The sequence below is a fragment of the Micavibrio sp. TMED2 genome (assembly GCA_002168225.1).
Lineage (GTDB): Bacteria > Pseudomonadota > Alphaproteobacteria > TMED2 > TMED2 > TMED2.
This window is the reverse complement of record NHBH01000001.1, coordinates 1,878,549-1,897,396: the sequence shown is the minus strand read 5'-3', so window position 1 is coordinate 1,897,396 and position 18,848 is coordinate 1,878,549. Positions and strand designations below refer to the sequence as shown.

Annotated in this window: 13 protein-coding genes, 1 tRNA gene and 1 pseudogene; 10 read left to right on the top strand and 5 right to left on the bottom strand. The window is 57.3% G+C overall.

From position 1 onward, the window contains the following. The first annotated feature begins 183 nt into the window (after positions 1–183). The 3 genes and pseudogenes from CBB62_09030 to CBB62_09020 all read left to right on the top strand — a co-directional run bounded on the left by CBB62_09030 (position 184) and on the right by CBB62_09020 (position 3,641). Positions 184–582: a preprotein translocase subunit YajC gene (locus tag CBB62_09030; GenBank protein OUT42404.1), complete on the top strand. Its 399-nt coding sequence runs from the start codon at positions 184–186 to the stop codon at positions 580–582. 93 nt (positions 583–675) lie between these two features. After that, positions 676–3,267 (top strand): annotated as a pseudogene (locus tag CBB62_09025) (hypothetical protein). After that, positions 3,267–3,641: a hypothetical protein gene (locus tag CBB62_09020; GenBank protein OUT42403.1), complete on the top strand. Its 375-nt coding sequence runs from the start codon at positions 3,267–3,269 to the stop codon at positions 3,639–3,641. Before CBB62_09025 ends, CBB62_09020 begins: the two are co-directional and overlap by 1 nt. Before the next feature lie 78 nt (positions 3,642–3,719). Here the strand turns inward: CBB62_09020 and CBB62_09015 are convergent, their stop codons facing one another. Then, positions 3,720–4,322: a superoxide dismutase gene (locus CBB62_09015; GenBank protein OUT42402.1), complete on the bottom strand. Its 603-nt coding sequence runs from the start codon at positions 4,320–4,322 to the stop codon at positions 3,720–3,722. Positions 4,323–4,541: 219 nt separating this feature from the next. Between CBB62_09015 and CBB62_09010 the strand changes: the two genes are divergently transcribed. After that, positions 4,542–5,393 carry a hypothetical protein gene (locus tag CBB62_09010; protein ID OUT42401.1) on the top strand — a complete coding sequence of 284 codons (852 nt, stop codon included), beginning with the start codon at positions 4,542–4,544 and terminating at the stop codon, positions 5,391–5,393. 1 nt (position 5,394) lies between these two features. Here the strand turns inward: CBB62_09010 and CBB62_09005 are convergent, their stop codons facing one another. From CBB62_09005 to CBB62_08990, 4 genes are all read right to left on the bottom strand, one after another. After that, positions 5,395–6,780, bottom strand: a complete 1,386-nt coding sequence (locus CBB62_09005; GenBank protein OUT42720.1) for a methylenetetrahydrofolate--tRNA-(uracil(54)-C(5))-methyltransferase (FADH(2)-oxidizing) TrmFO — start codon at positions 6,778–6,780, stop codon at positions 5,395–5,397. A gap of 109 nt (positions 6,781–6,889) precedes the next feature. Further along, positions 6,890–8,677, bottom strand: coding sequence for a hypothetical protein (locus tag CBB62_09000; GenBank protein ID OUT42400.1), 1,788 nt, complete (start codon positions 8,675–8,677; stop codon positions 6,890–6,892). Positions 8,678–8,689: 12 nt separating this feature from the next. Then, on the bottom strand, positions 8,690–9,913 hold the full coding sequence (locus tag CBB62_08995) for a hypothetical protein (protein ID OUT42399.1): 1,224 nt from the start codon (positions 9,911–9,913) through the stop codon (positions 8,690–8,692). Between the two features lie 144 nt (positions 9,914–10,057). After that, positions 10,058–12,919, bottom strand: coding sequence for an excinuclease ABC subunit A (locus CBB62_08990; GenBank protein ID OUT42398.1), 2,862 nt, complete (start codon positions 12,917–12,919; stop codon positions 10,058–10,060). A gap of 286 nt (positions 12,920–13,205) precedes the next feature. Between CBB62_08990 and CBB62_08985 the strand changes: the two genes are divergently transcribed. The 6 genes from CBB62_08985 to CBB62_08960 all read left to right on the top strand — a co-directional run bounded on the left by CBB62_08985 (position 13,206) and on the right by CBB62_08960 (position 18,651). Then, complete coding sequence (locus CBB62_08985; protein ID OUT42397.1) at positions 13,206–13,703, top strand: single-stranded DNA-binding protein; 498 nt, start codon at positions 13,206–13,208, stop codon at positions 13,701–13,703. A gap of 124 nt (positions 13,704–13,827) precedes the next feature. Then, on the top strand, positions 13,828–16,656 hold the full coding sequence (locus CBB62_08980; protein ID OUT42396.1) for a DNA gyrase subunit A: 2,829 nt from the start codon (positions 13,828–13,830) through the stop codon (positions 16,654–16,656). Beyond that, positions 16,656–17,201, top strand: a complete 546-nt coding sequence (locus tag CBB62_08975; GenBank protein OUT42395.1) for a pantetheine-phosphate adenylyltransferase — start codon at positions 16,656–16,658, stop codon at positions 17,199–17,201. Before CBB62_08980 ends, CBB62_08975 begins: the two co-directional genes overlap by 1 nt. Before the next feature lie 66 nt (positions 17,202–17,267). Further along, positions 17,268–17,343, top strand: a tRNA-Lys gene (locus tag CBB62_08970). 118 nt (positions 17,344–17,461) lie between these two features. Next, entirely contained in the window at positions 17,462–18,184 is a 723-nt protein-coding gene (locus tag CBB62_08965; protein OUT42394.1) for a hypothetical protein, read from the top strand. Beyond that, entirely contained in the window at positions 18,184–18,651 is a 468-nt protein-coding gene (locus tag CBB62_08960) for a hypothetical protein (protein ID OUT42393.1), read from the top strand. Before CBB62_08965 ends, CBB62_08960 begins: the two co-directional genes overlap by 1 nt. Positions 18,652–18,848 lie beyond the last annotated feature (197 nt).

Genomic DNA, 18,848 nt, shown 5'->3' with positions numbered 1-18,848 from the left:
CGATTACTACCGGATGTATACCGCAGGGACATAAGAAATCCACTGATTTGGCGGCTTACATTTGCATCATGGGGACGGACAAGTATAGTCGCGCCGCACGTATTCATTTGCGGTTTGTCATTGCATATCCCAAATCAATGCGCGCATTCCGTTTCAAGCGAGTTCAGGAAAGTTTCGCGTCCTATGTTTTTCTCCACTGCCTATGCCGCCGGTAGCGGCGCCGCCTCAGCACCTGCCGGTGATGCCTTCATGATGCAGATGATGCTGATCGGCGTCCTGTTTCTGATTTTCTGGATGCTGGTTATCCGGCCAAACCAGAAGAAAATGGCTGACCACAAATCCATGGTCGAGGCAGTACGCCGGGGCGACAAGATCGTCACCGCTGGTGGCCTAATCGGTACCGTGACCAAAGTACTTCAGGATGATGAGGTACAGGTCGAGCTTGCCGAGAATGTCCGGGTGACCGTTGTGCAGTCCACAATCCAGCACGTTTTTGTAAAGGGCGAGCCGGCCAAGGCTGATAAAGCCGACAAGGCGGAGAAGAAGGACAAGGAAAAGGAAAAAGAGAAGGAAGAGGGCTAACTTGCCGCTTTTCCTGACCTATCCGCCCTTTGCAACCTCTTGACCGACCAAGCTGAGCGGCCACGGGGCCGCCACTCGAAAGACCTTTGATCAATGGTTCATTTCTCCACCGGTAAAATTATTGCCATCCTGCTCGCCTGCCTGTTGAGCATCGCCTATGCCGTGCCGAATATCCTTGGGCCGGACAGTTTGAAATCAGTACAGGCCAGCTTGCCATCATGGCTGCCGACCCAGACGATCAATCTGGGCCTTGATCTGCAGGGTGGGTCGTATCGTCTGTTGCGCGTCGAGTATGAAGATGTGCTGCAGCAGCGGGTCCGCGATCTGCGCACCGATGTGCGCAATGCTGCCCGTTCAGCCCGTATCCGGGTTGCCGGTCTCGCCACCGAGGGCTTGAGCGTCGTAGTTCGCCCGCGCGATCCGGCTGAGACCGATGCGCTGGTTGCGGCGGTCCGTGACCTCAACTCCGATTTTGAAACCGCTGTGGAGACACAGGAAAACAGCGATGCTCCACCGCTGATCCGCATTCAGATGCGTGAGTTTGCCCAAACCGAGCTGGTCGAGAGCATTATGTCCCAGGCGGTTGAGGTTATCCGTCGCCGGGTGGATGCGCTCGGTACCACCGAGCCGGTAATTCAGCGTCAGGGCGATGATCGTATTCTGATCCAGTTGCCGGGTGAGACCGCTTTCCCGCCGATCCCGCGTGGCCAACTCAGCATTCATCTGGTCGATATCGATGCCACGGCTTCTGACCTGCAAAACGGTCGGGCACCGGAGGGCTCCATGCTGGTGCCATCGGATCAAAGCCCGTTTGGCGTGATTGCAATCACGGAAAGGCCCATCATCCGTGGTGACAACCTTGTTGGCGCCAGCACCGGTATCGGTGTGTCCGGCGATCCGATCGTCAATTTCCGCTTCGATGGTGAGGGCGCACGGCGCTTTGCCGATGCGACAACCCAGTTTGTCGGTCGTCAGATGGCGATTGTGCTGGATGGTGAGGTACTGAGCGCACCTGTGATCCGTGAGCCGATTGTCGGCGGGGCGGGCCAGATTTCCGGTAACTTCACGGTTCAGGAAGCCAGCGATCTGGCACTGGTCCTGCGTTCCGGTGCACTGCCTGCGGATCTGACGCCGCTTGAGGAACGCACGGTCGGCCCGAGCCTCGGTCAGGATTCCATCGAGGCAGGGCAGATCGCCTCGGTTATCGCGATTATCTTCGTTGCCATCTTCATGATTGCTGCCTATGGGCTGTTCGGTGCCATGGCGCTGTTTGCCCTCGGTATCAACATTGCGGCCATCGTTGCCGTCCTGTCGATCCTGCAGGCCACCCTGACCCTGCCGGGTATTGCCGGTATCGTCCTGACCATCGGTATGGCGGTTGATGCCAATGTGCTGATCTTCGAGCGCATCCGTGAGGAGCTACGCAATGGCCGAACCCCGATTTCGGCGATTGATGCCGGTTATGGCCGGGCACTGACCACGATTATCGATGCCAACCTGACCACATTGATCGCAGCAGCCTGTCTGTTTGCCTTCGGCGCCGGTCCGATCCGCGGTTTCTCGGTCACGCTTACCATCGGTATCCTGACCTCGATGTTTACCGCGATCATGGTGACCCGGTTGCTCGTCGTGCTCTGGCTGCGCAAGACCAGACCAACCACGCTGCCGCTCTGATAACTGTAAGAATTTGCTCCAACCTGTTGGTTTGACAAGAAACGTAAGGAAGTCCCGATGAAGGGAATTGTTAGCTACCTGCCGGAACATACCGCCATCCCGTTCATGCGGCGTCGGATGATCGGCTTTATCATCTCGGCCCTGCTAATCGTGCTCGGCACCGGCGATATGCTGTTGCAGGGGCTGAACCTCGGCATCGATTTCCGCGGTGGTATCCTGCTGGAGATCAAAACGCCCGAGCCTGCCGATCTGTCACAGATGCGCCGTGACATCAGCAATCTCGACCTCGGGGAGATCAACCTGCAGGAGTTCGGTGCCGATGATGTGGTGCTGATCCGTATCCAGCGGCAGGAAGGCGAAGAGGATGCCCAGGCCGCCGCTATCGACCGGGTCAAGGAAGCGCTCGGCTCCGAAATTGAAATCCGCCGTCAGGAATTTGTCGGCCCGCAGGTCGGTCGTGAGCTGATCAAGGCGGGGCTGCTGTCGATCCTGTTCTCCCTCGGCGGCATCATGATTTATATCTGGTTCCGCTTTGAGTGGCAGTTCGCCGTCGCAGCCGTGCTCGCCCTGTTGCATGATACCATTGCCACGGTGGCGCTGTTCTCGTTGACCCAGATGGAATTCAACCTGTCGACCGTCGCGGCGGTACTGATGATTGCCGGTTACTCGATCAACGATACGGTGGTCGTGTTTGACCGGATGCGCGAGAACCTGCGCAAATACAAGCGTGAGAGCCTGATCACCATTATCGACCGGTCCCTGAACGAGACCCTGACCCGGACCTTGCTGACCAGTGGTACGACGCTGGTGGCACTTGCAGCGCTGTGGATCTTCGGTGGTGAGGTTATCCGTGGTTTCACCATTGCCCTGATCTGGGGTATCGCGGTCGGTACCTATTCCTCGATCTTCATCGCGGCACCGATGCTGATCTTCCTGAAGCTGCGACCTGAACAGCTGTCGCGCGTCAGCGGTGAGAAAGCCGATAGCGATGGAACCGTGGCCCAATCCTGATGGATGTAACGCCGCTCATACCATCCGATCGCAAGGTCATTTCCGGCTACGGGCCGGGGATGTTCCGGATCAATGATACCGTGGTCAATCATCCGATCATGCTGTTTCCCGGCCGGATGATGCCATGGGAGCCATCAGACCACGGCAAGCTGGCGCTGGATGATTTTACCCTGATGGCCGACCAACCCGAACCGGTCGAGGTGCTGTTGATCGGCACCGGCGAGACCATGCAGTTCATGCCGCCAAAACTACGCCAGGCGATCCGCGACATGGGGCCGGTGCCCGATATCATGGATACCGGTGCCGCCTGCCGGACCTATAACGTGCTGCTCGCCGAGGGCCGTCATATTGCAGCGGCCTTGCTGCCAATCTGATAGCACTCACTTCATAAAAAAACGGCCCGCTTGGTACGGGCCGTTTTGCATTTGTCTGATTGGCTATCCGGGAATGGATCAGGCTGCTTTCTCGAACAGCTCGGTGACATATTCCCAGTTCACCAGATTGTCGAAGAAGGCTTCGAGATATTTCGGGCGGGCATTGCGGTAATCGATGTAATAGGAGTGCTCCCAGACATCGCAGCCGAGCAGGGCGGTCTTGCCATGGGCGAGCGGGTTTTCACCATTCGGGGTCTTCATGACACCGAGCTTGCCATTGTCCAGCACCAGCCAGACCCAGCCGCTGCCGAACTGACCGGCACCATTGGTCAGGAAGCTGTCACGGAAGGCGTCAACCGAGCCGAAATCTTCCTTGATCTTGGCTTCGAGATTGCCGGGAATGGCACCGCCGCCATTAGGCTTCATCCAGTTCCAGAAATGAATATGGTTCCAGTGCTGGCCAACCTGATTGAACAGACCGCCATGCTCCGGGCTTTTGAAGGTGCCGACAACGGCTTCTTCCAGGCTCTTGCCTTCCCATGGGGTGCCCTTGACCAGCTCATTGCCCTTCTGGACATAGGCATTGTGGTGCTTGTCATGGTGGAACTCGAGCGTCTCACGCGACATGTATGGGGCGAGCGCTTCATAGTCATAGGGAAGGTCGGGCAGTTCGTAGCTCATGATGAGGCCTCTTGATTTTTGAGATTTGGTCGGCTTGGGTGTAGTCAGCCTGACGCGGGGAAATTCGATAATCCGCATATATGCGAACCCGTCCCTGTTCACATAACAATTTAACGCACAATGTGAAGGGCAGGTTGCATGAATTCTGGCTTGTGTTGCCAAGTTCCGGCATAAAGCCGCTGTTTTTTGCAATACAGGCCAGCCTGTTCCAGCATTGTTATGCCTCAGCCAAACTTAAGCTATTGCGGCGATCTCGTTCGCCAGCACGATCCCGACCGCTTTCTGACCAGCCTGTTTGCCCCCTCCGGCGAGCGGGAAGCAATCTGGAGCCTGCTTGCCTTCAATTATGAGATTGCCAAGACCCGGGAAGTGGTGAGCGAGCCGACAATCGGCCATATCCGCCTGCAATGGTGGCGGGATTCGATTGCCGAAGCCTTTGCCGGGGAGCCGAAACAGCATGAGGTGCTACAGCCGCTCGCTTGCCATGCCCGGACATATGGCTGGGATCAGGCCTTGTTTGATGCCCTGATCGATGCCCGCGAGCGCGATCTCGAGGCGACTTCGCCGACCGATGTTCCGGCTCTCGTGGATTATGCCAGTGCGACAACCAGACCGCTGATATTGCTGATATGTCAGACCCTTGGCGGCAATATCGGTGATGGGAATATCAAACAGGCTGCACATCATGCCGGTGTTGCCCATGCCCTGACCGGGATCATGCGAGCGATGGCGCATTACCTGAATGAACAGCGCCAGATGCTGCCGGAAGACCTGCTCGCAGATCAATCGCTGACCGCGAGCCGGGTATCCGATTTTCCCCATGACGAACGCCTGAAACCGGTGATCATGCAACTGGCTGGTGAAGCCCGGCAGCACCTGACCGCGGCGCGCGATCTGCGGCCATGGGTGCCGCGCAGGCTGACCCCGGCATTCCTGCCGGCGACACTGGCCATGCTCGGGCTGCGGCAACTGGCCAAGGCGGGCTATGACCCGTTTGACATGCGTGTCATATCGGCCCATCCGCATCAGGCGCTGAGCCTGAGCTGGCGGGCACCACTCGGCCTCTGGTAATTTACTCGGCTGCGACGAGCTGTTGCTTGTCCTGCCACTCGGCAAGATCGTGCAAGGCCCTATCGGACATGGCTTTCTTGCGATCCTTGCCCTTCAGATGGCGTGGCTTCTTGCCCGGTGCCGGGGCAACCTTCTCCGGTGGTGGAAACAGCCCGAAATTGATGTTCATCGGCTGGAAGGTTGATGCCTCAGCCCCGCCGGTAATGTGATTGAGCAGGGCGCCGAGGGCCGTGGTTTCAGGTGGCAGAGCCGGTTCGGCACCAAGGCGCTCCGCTGCCGCCATGCGCCCGGCCATCAGCCCGACCGAGGCACTTTCCACATAGCCCTCGCAACCGGTGATCTGTCCGGCAAAGCGCAGGCGTGGCATGGCCTTGAGGCGCAGGGTCTGGTCCAGCAGTTTCGGGCTGTTGATAAAGGTATTGCGGTGAATGCCGCCGAGCCGGGCAAACTCCGCATTCTCCAGCCCCGGGATCATCTGGAAGATTTCCTTCTGGGCACCGTATTTCAGCTTGGTCTGGAACCCGACCATATTATACAGCGTGCCGAGCTTGTTATCCTGACGCAGCTGTACCACCGCATGGGGTTTCACATCGCTGTTCGGGTTGGTGAGGCCAACTGGCTTCATCGGCCCAAAGCGCAATGTTTCGATGCCGCGTTCGGCCATGACCTCGATCGGCAGGCAACCCTCGAAATAGGGCGTATTCTCTTCCCATTCCTTGAATTCAGTTTTAGGAGCTTCGAGCAAGGCATTGATGAAGCGCGTATATTGCTCTTCATCCATGGGGCAGTTGATATAGTCCTTGCCGGTGCCGCCGGGACCGGGTTTGTCATAGCGGGACTGATACCACGCCTTGTCGAAATCGATGCTGTCGGTGTGGATGATCGGTGCAATGGCATCAAAAAACGCCAGTTGATCCTCGCCGGACAGGCTGCGGATGGCAGCGGCGAGATCGGGCGAGGTCAGGGGGCCGGTAGCGATGATCACACTATCCCAGTCCTCGGGTGGCAGACCGGCAATCTCGCCCCGTTCAATGGTGATATTCGGATGGTTTTCCAGTGTCTTGCTGACATCATCTGAGAAGGCATCGCGGTCAACGGCAAGCGCGCCGCCCGCGGGCACCTTATGCCGGTCACCCGCCGCCATGATCAGCGAGTTCATCCGGCGCATTTCCTCATGCAGCAGGCCGACGGCGTTGTATTCGTGATCATCGGAGCGGAAGGAGTTGGAGCAGACCAGCTCGGCCATACCATCGGTCTGGTGGGCATCGGTCTTCCGCTCCGGGCGCATTTCATGGAGGATCACCGGCACGCCAAGCTGTGCCGCCTGCCATGCGGCTTCCGAACCGGCAAGACCGCCGCCGATAATGTGAATGGGCTTCAATGCCATAATCTTCAACCTTCCGAGCGCATATGGATTGGACCCGTGATTTAGCACGGGCACAGTCTCGACGCCACGGTTGAGACTCCACGTTTGAAGTGTAGATGTCAGGGCAGCCTTAATTCGGCAGGCTGGCGCTCTGCTTCGCCTTGTTTTCGGTAATCGGGTTCAGGCCGTCGACAGAGAACCAGAACAGGCCACGGGCCGGCATCCGCTCCAGTTCCTCACCGCTTGGCGAGATCAGCGCATCTTCTGTCACCTTCCAGAGACCACCGCCGGAGCCATAGACCCGGTCGACAAACTCGCTCGGTCCGAAGATCGCGCCTTCTGGACGCTTGAACACCCGGATGGTGCAGTTGATCGGGTTTTCGACAATGATCACAACACCCTGATCACCAAACCTGTGATTGATCACAGCCTTGCCCTTGAGGTCAGCAAGGCGGATGGCCTGATCATGATCGCCGAGATCGACCAGCAGCATCCGTTCCTTGGCGGGCAGGGCAGTTGAATTGAGATAGGCCGGATAGATCAGGCTTTCAGCACCGACATAATCATCATAGCGCTCAAGGCTGTCCGGCGTTGCCTCTGGTGCCTGAGCGGTATCCATTACCGTGGTTTCAGGGTAAGCGCTGCGCCAGGCCGACCAACTGGTAAAGGTGGCATTGGCCAGCGGCAGGCGCTCACGTGCCTGACTGGCGGCACCGGTTACCGAGCGCATGGTGCAGGGGTCCCAGAGCTGCTGATCGCCGTCGAGGGTATAGAGCAAGCGCGAAGAGCGATATACCAGCCCGGCCCATGCCATCGGTGCCATACTCGTGTTACCGACATGGCCTCGGTCAATGGCGATCGGGAAGCCACAGAGCGGCTCATAGGCAATGGTGACCTCATGATCGCCGAGCACATCATTGATGATCGGATTGGCCAGCAGCTGGGATACCGGATAGGCGCGGTAGGTGCCATTCAGGCTGACGCCGAGCACGAGATCGTTATGGTCAATGTCAAAGGCCTGATTGGGGCCAACCACTGTCGGCTTGATTACCGGGTCGACCTCGTCCACCCGGGTACCATCCCAATAGATTGATGCCTTCGGTACCTGTGTCACCCGGTTGGGTGGCAGGATCGCGCGATACTTGCCATCGATGGCACTCCACATGGCAACCACGGCCTGCGCCAGGCCCGGTGTCAGAATCAGGTCGGGATGGCTCTCCAGCCACTGCGCCCAGGCAAACCAGGTCTTGCCCGGATTGGCACCTGTGATCCGGCGTAAGGTATCGGCGATACGTGCTTCACCCAAAAGGGAAAATTGCATGGCGTGAACCAGCGGTGGCACCAGTGCCATATCGTTGCGCAGCTCGATCTGACGCAGGGATTCCAGTGCGCCTTCGGGCTCGTCATGGGCAACCGAATAGAGCCTGCGACCGATGGCATCCATCACATCGAGCGGGGTAATATCGTCAAATGTAGTGCGGCTGGCATAGCCATATTCCGGTGGCAAAGGCTTGTGGCCGGGGATTGCAACATGGCCAGCAGGCTTGGCGGCACCATGGCCCGGCGGATGCCGATAGGTCGGATCAGTCCTCAGCGGGCGATAGAATACCGGTCGTTCCGCCTCGGCATCATCGGTGTCCTCATCGCCATCATTATCCGTTGAATCCATGGTTGTGGTGGTTGCGGTCGCATCACCGCTATCCTGAGCAGGATAGGTAGGTATAGCGTTATCCCGATTCGGATAACTCATGGCGCCATCCAGTGGCGGCGCATCTGCGGCCAGCACCATAGCGGGTAGAACGCTGGTCATCATCACTGCCAACGCAAGGCAAAACACCAGTGTTTTCACATTTGAAAACAAACTGTTGAGGAGTTTTTCTCGCGTATATCGAACGGCTCTCGGGTGAAGTTCTTTCATCCCGCTGCTCCCTTACTCTTCGTCATCATCAAAGATCAGATCGTCACCGATCTTGGCACAGCACTTGTTATTGCCCTTGGATTTGGCTGCCGTCAGTGCCTTGTAGGCGGCGTCATATAACGTTTGCCAGTCCTCATCCGGCGCGCTTTCCGACAGGCCGAATGAGGCTGTCAGCTGGATTTTGCGGCCACTGGGGATGCTGAACTTGGTATTCAGCAGGGTGGTCTGACAGCGCCGTGCCGCCTCAAAACCGCCCTCGGCCGGCGAATTGGGCAGCATCATCGCAATTTTGCCGCCACCGGCGGTATAGACCTTGTCATAGGGGCGCAGGGTTTCGGCGAGCACACCGGCAGCCTGTCGCAATACGCTGTCGACCGCCTCGGCACCCAGCTTGTCACGCATGGCCTTGATCTTGTCGATGACACAGATAACCAGCGTAAATATCTGATCCTGATGGCGAACAAAGCGGGCCATCTCGGCGTGCAGATCGGCTTCCAGACGGCGGCGACCACCGATAACCAGCGGGCTGTCGGCTGACACGCTGTGCTCACTGACCACAATCTGCAATTCGACCAGTCGGTCGAGCAATCGCTCGCGGATGGTAGCTATGTTCTCATAGGTGGCGTCATTGGCGACCCGACCGGCCATACGCTCCTGAATCCGCATCCGGGCGGTTTTGAACAGATCCTCATCGGCCTCAAGGATCAGCGAGACATTCACCTTGTTCTTCACCGACATCGGCACTTCATCGAGCCAGCGCATCAACCGGTCACGGGCGAGGTCGTGATCGGCATCCAGTGTGGTGTTGTTCGGGTTGAAGTAGTAATTCACCACCAGCGCATGGGACCATGTGCGGTATTCGTGAATAACCTGTGCCGCGACACCACCGGATTTCGCCGGGCTGGCCTCGGTGATCGCCTCAAACAGCGCCTCACGGCAGTCCATGAGGCTGCGATAGTCATCAACTGTGATGGCATCGACCTTGTCGCGTTCCTTCATCAGCTGTTTGCTGCGGGTGATCAGGTTTTTGATGGCTTTCTGGACATTGGCGATAGCATCGGCAGCGGCATTGGCCTGCAATGCCTGAACCAGTTCCTTGATCCACGGCTCTTCGGTCGACAGGCTGGCCGCAGCGGTCTGGTCGTTGAACAGCACAACGTAATCAATGGTTTCGTTGTAGTATCTGACTTCACGCAGCATCTCCGGGAGCTTGCTGCCAAGATTTTCGTCGCTCATTGCACTGGTTCACTACCGCCTCAATAGCCGATCACAGCTATTAAGGTAGCGCAGGCAAGTACCGTCAGTCGATCTATTGCCGGCAACCCCCAGACGGCACCGGCACTATGTCGCCAGTGTCGCAAAGCGGCAGTTTTTGCCGGGTCAGGCGGTTTTCTTTGAGCTGTCAGCCGGTTGCTTCTGGCTGAGATAGGGTTGGAGATACTGGCCGGTATAGCTTGATTCGGTGGCGGCAACCGTCTCCGGCGTGCCCTCGGCCACGATCTGGCCGCCACCATCACCGCCCTCGGGGCCAAGATCGATAATCCAGTCAGCGGTCTTGATAACCTCGAGATTGTGTTCGATGACGAGCACGGTATTGCCCTGATCGACAAGCGCCTGCAGCACCTCCAGCAGCTTGCGCACATCCTCGAAATGCAGGCCGGTGGTCGGTTCATCAAGGATATACAGGGTCTTGCCGGTCGCACGGCGCGCCAGTTCCTTGGCGAGCTTGACCCGCTGTGCCTCACCGCCGGACAGGGTGGTCGCCTGCTGGCCGATCTTGACATAGCTGAGACCGACCCGATTCAGCATCTCCAGTTTGTCGCGGATGCTCGGCACCGCCTTGAAGAACTCGACACCTTCCTCGACTGTCATGTCGAGAACATCGGCTATCGATTTGTTTTTGAACTCGATTTCCAGTGTTTCGCGATTGTAGCGCTTGCCTTTGCAGGCATCACAGGTGACATAAACATCGGGCAGGAAGTGCATCTCAATCTTGATTACGCCATCGCCCTGACAGGCCTCGCAGCGACCGCCCTTGACGTTGAAGGAGAAGCGACCGGGGCCATAACCGCGGGCCTTGGCTTCCGGCAGGCCAGAGAACCAGTCACGGATCGGGGTGAAGGCACCGGTATAGGTCGCGGGGTTGGAACGTGGTGTGCGTCCGATTGGGGACTGGTCGATATCGATGACCTTGTCGAGGAACTCGACGCCGGTGATATCCTCATGCTTGCCAGGCTGTTCCTTCGCCTTCATCAGCCGTTTGGCCAGCGATTTGTAGAGCGTGTCGATAATCAGGGTGGATTTACCGCCGCCGGAAACGCCGGTGACACAGGTGAGGGTGCCGAGCGGGATGGTGGCGCTGACATTCTTCAGGTTGTTCGATGTGGCACCGACAATGCCAAGCTTGCGATTTTTCAGTGCCTTGCGCCGCTTTTCCGGTACCGGGATGAACTTCTGCCCGGTCAGATACTGGCCGGTCAGGCTGTTCGGTGACTGCATGATCACCGGTGGCTTGCCAGCGGCAACCACGGTGCCGCCATGGACACCGGCACCCGGGCCCATATCCACGAGATAATCGGCGGTGCGGATAGCATCTTCGTCATGCTCGACCACGATCACCGTATTGCCGAGATCACGCAACCGGCGGAGCGTGGCCAGCAGACGGTCATTATCGCGCTGGTGCAGACCGATTGACGGCTCATCGAGAACATAGAGCACACCGGTCAGGCCGGAACCAATCTGGCTTGCCAGACGGATACGCTGGCTCTCACCACCGGACAGGGTACCGGACATGCGTGACAGCGACAGATAGCCAAGGCCAACCGCATTAAGGAAACCGAGTCGCTCATTGATTTCCTTGAGGATTCTGGCGGCGATCTCGTTGTTCTTCTCATTCAGCTTGGCGGGCAGGGCTGCAAACCACTCGCCAGCCGCCTCAATCGAGCGATCAGTAACCTGGCCGATATGCTGATGGTCAATCTTGACCGCCAGCGCTTCGGGTTTCAGGCGATAGCCGCCACAGCTCTCACAGGCCGCCGTATTCTGGTATTTGCCGAGGTCATCACGGGTCCAGCTGCTGTCGGTTTCGACAAAGCGGCGGGTCAGGTGTGGGACCAGCCCTTCAAACGGCTTGGCAGTCTTGTAGCTGCGCAACCCGTCATCATACTCAAAGGTAACATCCTCATCGCCGGTACCGAACATCAGCGCATTATGGAACGTCTCGGATAACTCGGCATAGGGCTTGTGCATGCTGGCCTTGTAGTGTTTGGCAAGGCTCTGCAGCGTCTGTTGGTAATATTGTGAGGATGAGCCGGCCCATGGGGCAATGGCACCATCGCGCAAGGAGACGCGATCATCGGGCACGATCAGTTCGGGATCGAAATACAGTTTGGTACCGAGACCATCACAGGTCGGGCAGGCGCCATGCGGGCTGTTGAATGAGAACAGGCGCGGTTCGATCTCATCAATGGTGAAGCCGGAAACCGGGCAGGCGAATTTGGCCGAGAACACATCAAGCTCTGCCGTATCGGCATCGAGGACATAGACCAGCCCATCGGACAAATTCAGTGCGGTTTCAACGCTGTCCGCCAGCCTGTTGCCGAGGTCATCACGCACGACGAGGCGGTCAACAACCACCTCAATATCATGCTTTATCTTCTTGTTCAGGCTTGGTGTTTCGTCGATTTCATAGATTTCTCCATCAATCCGGATGCGCTGAAAACCCTTCTGTTGCAGATCGCGGATTTCCTTGCGGTACTCGCCCTTGCGACCACGCACGATGGGAGCGAGGATATAGAGCCGTTTGCCATCGCCCTTGTCGGTGATCCGATCGACCATTTGACTGACGGTCTGGCTCTCGATCGGCAGGCCGGTTGCCGGAGAATAGGGCACGCCAACCCGGGCCCAGAGCAGGCGCATATAGTCATATATCTCGGTAACCGTGCCGACGGTGGAGCGTGGGTTGCGGCTGGTGGTCTTCTGCTCGATTGAAATCGCCGGGGACAGGCCCTCAATGCTGTCCATATCCGGCTTTTGCATCAACTCCAGAAACTGCCGGGCATAAGCGGAGAGACTCTCCACATAGCGGCGCTGACCCTCGGCATATATGGTATCGAAGGCGAGGGATGATTTGCCCGAGCCTGACAGGCCAGTGATCACCACAAGGCTGTCCCGTGGCAGGTCCACATCGACACTTTTCAGATTGTGTTCGCGGGCACCGCGTACGGAAATGGTTTTCAACATGCTATGACTTTCTCGCCCTTGCTGCAGTGCAAACGCCAACTGCCGACACATATATAAAGCAGCATGCGTTCACGTGAAGGGTAGTATTTAGTGCACCGCCACAAGGCGGTTTTGCGGAAATATGTGCATTGCCGAAAGTTACCCCCAATCTGCGGGTAAAAATGGCGGCAGAACACGCCTTTCTGTGATTGCGGCGAGGGGATCAGATGTTTACGATCCGGCCACCGCATCCGGCACTATATGTCGGCAATGCTCATATAGAAATCAAATCACGAAGGAACAGGCAGTGGCTGGCAGCGTCAACAAGGTCATCTTGATCGGTAATCTGGGCAAAGATCCCGAGGTTCGCACCATGGGCAGCAGTGGTGGCCGTGTCTGCAATCTCGCGGTCGCGACTTCCGAGAGTTGGAAGGACAAGAACAGCGGTGAGCGCAAGGAGCGCACCCAGTGGCACAATGTGGTGCTGTTCAATGAAGCACTGGTCGGTGTTGCCGAGCGTTTCCTGCGTAAGGGGTCAAAAGTTTATATCGAAGGCCAGCTGGAAACCCGCAAATGGCAGGACCAGAACGGGCAGGACCGTTACACCACCGAGGTTGTGCTGCGTCCGTATCGCGGCGAGCTGACCATGCTCGATGGCCGTAACGAAGGCGGCTCCGGCGGCGGCAATTATGGCGGCGGCAGCGGTGGTTACGGGAATCAGGGTGGCGGCATGAGCCAGCCAGAGCCTGAACCAGCCTATGCCGGTGGCAGCGCACAGGATCTGGACGACGATATTCCGTTCTGATTTCCGGCACGACCGGCAATCCAGCCGAATTAGGTGAAATCAGGCGGTGTGCTATAATAGGGGCCATCTGTCTGGCTGATTTTGTTTCAGCTTTTCTGTTCGTTAAATCAAGGGTTTAACTGCCTTGTCTGATCAATCGGGTAACGACTCCGATATCGCTCCCGTCTCGATTGAGACCGAGCTGCGTCGCTCCTATCTCGATTATGCGATGAGCGTAATCGTCAGCCGTGCGCTGCCTGATGTGCGCGACGGCCTGAAGCCGGTGCACCGCCGTATCCTCTACGCCATGAAAATGGGCGGATATGACAGCACCAAGCCGTTCCGCAAATCGGCCCGTATCGTCGGTGACGTCATGGGTCAGTATCACCCCCATGGTGACAGCGCGATTTACGACGCCATGGTGCGGATGGCGCAGGATTTCTCCATGCGCCTTCCACTGGTTGACGGTCAGGGCAATTTCGGCTCGATGGATGGCGATCCGGCTGCGGCCATGCGTTACACCGAGGCCCGTCTGGCCCAGGCGGCGGAAAGCCTGTTGGCCGATATCGACAAGAACACCGTCGATTTCCAGCCCAACTATGACGAACAGACCGAAGAACCGGTGGTTCTGCCCGCACGCTATCCGAATATGCTGGTCAATGGTGCCGGTGGTATCGCGGTTGGTATGGCGACTAATATTCCGCCGCATAATCTCGGCGAGGTGATCGACGCCTGTATCGCCTATATCGAAGATCCCGATATCAGTATCGAAGCGCTGATGGAGCATGTGCCCGGTCCGGACTTCCCGACCGGCGGTCAGATTCTCGGCAAGACCGGTATCTATCGTGCCTATAGCCAGGGCAATGGCTCGGTCATGGTGCGCAGCCGCACCCATATCGAGACCTTCGGTAAGGACCGTGAAGCGATCATCGTCACCGAAATCCCGTATCAGGTGAACAAGTCCCGCCTGATTGAGCGGATTGCCGAGGTGGTCAATGAGAAGATCGTCGAGGGTATTTCCGATCTGCGTGACGAGAGTGACCGCGACGGCGTGCGCATGGTGATCGAGCTGAAGCGCGATGCCGTGGCCGATGTGGTGCTGGCTCAGCTGTTCAAATACACGCCGCTGCAAACCAGCTTCGGCTGTAACGTGCTGGCGCTGAATGGCGGTCGTCCGCAGACCATGACCCTGCGTGACATCATCAAGGCATTCGTTGATTTCCGCGAGCAGGTGATCACCCGCCGGACCATCTATGAGCTCGGCAAATCCCGCGAGCGCGCCCATACCTTGATCGGTCTGGCTGTTGCGATTGCCAATCTCGATGAGATGATCGAGCTGATCCGTCGTGCTCCCGATCCACAGGAAGCACGAGCGGAAATGCTCGCGCGCGAATGGCCATCCGCAGACGTGGCACCGCTGATCAAGCTGGTCGAAGGTGATGCCTCTGACTTTAATGAGTCTGCTTATAAGACCTACAGGCTCAGCGAAGCTCAAGCCAAGGCGATCCTTGATCTGCGCCTGCATCGCCTGACCGGTCTCGAGCGGGACAAGATCGCTGAAGACCTCGGTGAGGTCACCGACAAGATTCGTGACTATCTCGACATTCTGGCAAACCGTGCCCGTGTGCTCGAGATCATGGTCAATGAAATGGCCGAAATCCGGGAGAAGTTCGGCACACCGCGCCGGACCGAACTGGTCGAGGCCGAGTTTGAAGCGGATATCGAAGACCTTATCCAGCGTGAGGAAATGGTCGTGACCGTTTCCCATGGCGGCTATATCAAGCGCGTGCCGCTGTCGACCTATCGCGCCCAGCGCCGTGGCGGCAAGGGTCGTTCCGGTATGTCGACGAAGGATGAGGATTTCGTTTCCCAGCTCTTCGTGACCTCGACCCATACGCCGCTGTTGTTCTTCTCTTCACGCGGCATGGTCTACAAACTGAAGGTCTACCGCCTGCCACTCGGCACGCCGCAATCGCGTGGCAAGGCACTAGTCAATCTGCTGCCGCTCCATGGTGGCGAGACCATTACCGCGATGATGCCATTGCCGGAGGATGAGGAAACCTGGGCAGACTGGCATGTCATGTTCGCCACCTCGCGTGGCGGCATCCGGCGTAACCTGCTGTCCGATTTCGCCAACATCCGCGCCAATGGCCTGATCGCCATGAAGCTGGATGAGGGCGAAAGCCTTGTATCGGTGCAGACCTGCCGCCCGGATCAGAATGTCATGCTGGCAAGCCATAACGGCTACTGCATCCGGTTTGCGGTTGAGGATGTTCGCGTCTTCAGCGGTCGGACATCAACCGGTGTCCGCGGTATCCGTCTGGAAGAGGGCGATGAGGTTATCTCCATGTCGATCATCGATCATGTGGAGGCAACGCCGGATGAACGCTCGGCCTATCTCCGTCATGCCAATGCCCTGCGTCGGGCCGGTGATGAGGAAGAGGGCGAGAATGCCGGTGCGGAAGAAGGCAACAGCAATACAAGCCTGAGTGATGAGCGGATTGCTGAACTGGCCGCTGCCGAACAGTTCATCCTGACCGTCAGTGAAACCGGGCTTGGCAAGCGTACCTCGGCTTACGAGTATCGCCTGACCGGCCGGGGCGGCAAGGGTATCTGGAATATGTCCATGACCGACCGGGTCAAAGCAATCGCTGCCAGCTTCCCGGTCACCGAGGGTCAGCAGATCATGCTGGTGACAGATGGTGGCCAACTGATCCGTATGCCGATCACCGGTATCCGCATCGCCGGTCGGATGACTCAAGGCGTCATGCTGTTCCGGGTTTCCAAGGATGAGAAGGTGGTCTCTGTCGCCGTCGTCGATGATGCCGAGGATGAAGATGAAGCACTCATTGAGGGCGCAGAAGGTGAGGCTGTCGCTGAACAGGGTGCCGAGGCAGAGAATGCAGAAACCCCTGATAATACTAACAGTGGCGACAGTGATGCCGGTGATGAAGCGCCCGAAAGCGACGCGTAATGGCTAAACTGGTTGGCTTGTACCCTGGCACATTTGATCCGATCACCCTCGGTCATATGGATATCATCAAGCGAGCGGCCAAGGTCGTCGACCATCTGGTCGTGGCGGTTGCCCGTAATGCCGGCAAGGGGCCACTGTTCTCCACCGACGAACGCCGGGAACTGGTCGAACAGGAAATTCATGGGCTGAAGGATCAGGGCTACTCAATCGAGGTCCGTACCTTCAACAATCTGCTCATGCATTTTGCCGCCGAGCTCGGTGCCAGCGTCGTAATCCGTGGCTTGCGTGCCATATCTGACTTTGAATACGAATTTCAGATGACAGGTATGAATGCACGTCTTGACCCGAATATCGACACCGTCTTTTTGATGGCGTCTGAACGCTATCAATTCGTGTCTTCCAGATTTGTTAAGGAAATCGGTAGGTTAGGCGGCGATATTTCGGAATTTGTCTCCCCGAATGTCTGTGATCGACTGATCTACAAGTTCAATCTGGAAGCCAGTCCGGCCGAACATTCGACCAGAATTGACGCAAAGCAAAAATAACTGGGATATTGGTGTTGACGCTGTCGTAAGGTGTGCGTATTTTCCCGCTCACTCACCGAGAGGTGGGAGCGTGTAGCTCAGCCGGTAGAGCAGCTGACTTTTAATCAGCAGGTCCAGGGTTCGAACCCCTGCGCGCTCACCATTCGGTGACATCCCGGAAAAATCAATCAGTTACCGGCCCGCGGTCAGATGGTTCTCGTATCATCGCGCGGGCTTTGTTATGCTGGAAAGATCAGTGACCGATGTCGATATCTGGGCCAATGACCTTCTTCCGTGACTTCTTCTCCATGCTGCGTGAGCGACCGAAACTGTTCGTCGGGATCTTCGCGCTGGCGTTTCTCACGGTATTTGCCACGCGCTATGTTGTGGCAACGGTGAGTGCCATCAACGATCCCGAGGTGGCAGCCGCTGACAGCGTCCTGACCCCTGAGCAACAAATTGTATCGTTACCAGCCGCCATCCAGCGCCAACTGGCCAAAACCGAGCGTTATCTCTTTGCCAGCGATCTGGCCGCGCTCGACAATTACGAGTTTGCCAAACGGATTGAGGCATCACGGGTTCTGGGATTGGAAGCGGCTGGCCTGTCCGATGAGCTGCTGAAGCGTGTCACCAAATACCAGCAAACCGTTGCCAGCAGTGATGATACTGAAACTGAAGCAGAGCCGGCCCATTCCACTGCAGTGATTGCCGAGAATATCGGTGCCTATTTCGACAATATGGTGCGTCGGGTTGCGCTGATTGACCTCAATATGGGCAAGGGGCTGTTAAGTGATGAAACCGGTGCCTCCGTCAATGGCGTGTCGAAAGCGGAAAGCGCCAGCGATTACCTCATTAGCCTGCGCAAGCTGACCGATGAGCGGAATGACATCCTCGAGAAAATCAAGCAGGCCGGGGCAGAGATCGAACAATGGTATGCCGATCACTGCCATGAACACATGGATTGCGCCTCGATCTCGACCGCCGATCTCGGGCTGAGCCGGTAATGCCCACCGATCCATTGAGCGGTGGTTTTTATCCTGATGCCTATCAGGATACCGATCCGATCATCGAGGACTACGCCAGTGCCCTTGGGCATATCATCATCAGTTTCAATGCCTTGGAAGCCGCTTTGCTGGTATTGGCCCGAAAACTCTGGCCGGATCATCAGCTTGAACAGATAACCCGGCAGTTCGGTCGCCGAAGCATGGATGAACGCCTGAGCATGATGGCACAGCAGATCGGGGCATCGGCTGTTCCTCGCAACAGACATGATGATCTCGATCGCCTGCTTGGCGAGATACGTCGCCTGACCGAGCAGCGAAATGCCGCCATCCATGCCAAGCACGACTTCTATGTCCGATCGGAATCAGGGAAGGCCATGATTGTGGATGATGATCTGCTCGCGAGGCTGTGGGAGCTGTCGGCCAATCTTGATCAGGCACGCGATCGAGTTGCGATGCTCTGTGCATGAGCCGCTGGGTCGAATCGGTTGGAAAATCAGTTTTTTTTTTGCCCGTAACAGCGGTTTCAGCCGGGTTTCCGCATGTCCGAATATAATTTTCGGGCAAGGGCCGGACAGTAAAAAAAATATCCTGCCGGGCAAACAATAGCAATTATCAAGGAAATCAGCGCACTAGAGCCACTGCTTACACATTATCAGCTTTGCCT

Bases quoted from the DNA above. Each gene is read 5' to 3' on its own strand.
- CBB62_09000 (OUT42400.1), bottom strand. From the start codon at position 8,677: ATGAAAGAACTTCACCCGAGAGCCGTTCGATATACGCGAGAAAAACTC.
- CBB62_08995 (OUT42399.1), bottom strand. From the start codon at position 9,913: ATGAGCGACGAAAATCTTGGCAGCAAGCTCCCGGAGATGCTGCGTGAA.
- CBB62_09005 (OUT42720.1), bottom strand. From the start codon at position 6,780: ATGGCATTGAAGCCCATTCACATTATCGGCGGCGGTCTTGCCGGTTCG.
- CBB62_09030 (OUT42404.1), top strand. From the start codon at position 184: ATGTTTTTCTCCACTGCCTATGCCGCCGGTAGCGGCGCCGCCTCAGCA.
- CBB62_09020 (OUT42403.1), top strand. From the start codon at position 3,267: ATGGATGTAACGCCGCTCATACCATCCGATCGCAAGGTCATTTCCGGC.
- CBB62_08990 (OUT42398.1), bottom strand. From the start codon at position 12,919: ATGTTGAAAACCATTTCCGTACGCGGTGCCCGCGAACACAATCTGAAA.
- CBB62_09015 (OUT42402.1), bottom strand. From the start codon at position 4,322: ATGAGCTACGAACTGCCCGACCTTCCCTATGACTATGAAGCGCTCGCC.
- CBB62_08960 (OUT42393.1), top strand. From the start codon at position 18,184: ATGCCCACCGATCCATTGAGCGGTGGTTTTTATCCTGATGCCTATCAG.
- CBB62_08975 (OUT42395.1), top strand. From the start codon at position 16,656: ATGGCTAAACTGGTTGGCTTGTACCCTGGCACATTTGATCCGATCACC.
- CBB62_08965 (OUT42394.1), top strand. From the start codon at position 17,462: ATGACCTTCTTCCGTGACTTCTTCTCCATGCTGCGTGAGCGACCGAAA.
- CBB62_09010 (OUT42401.1), top strand. From the start codon at position 4,542: ATGCCTCAGCCAAACTTAAGCTATTGCGGCGATCTCGTTCGCCAGCAC.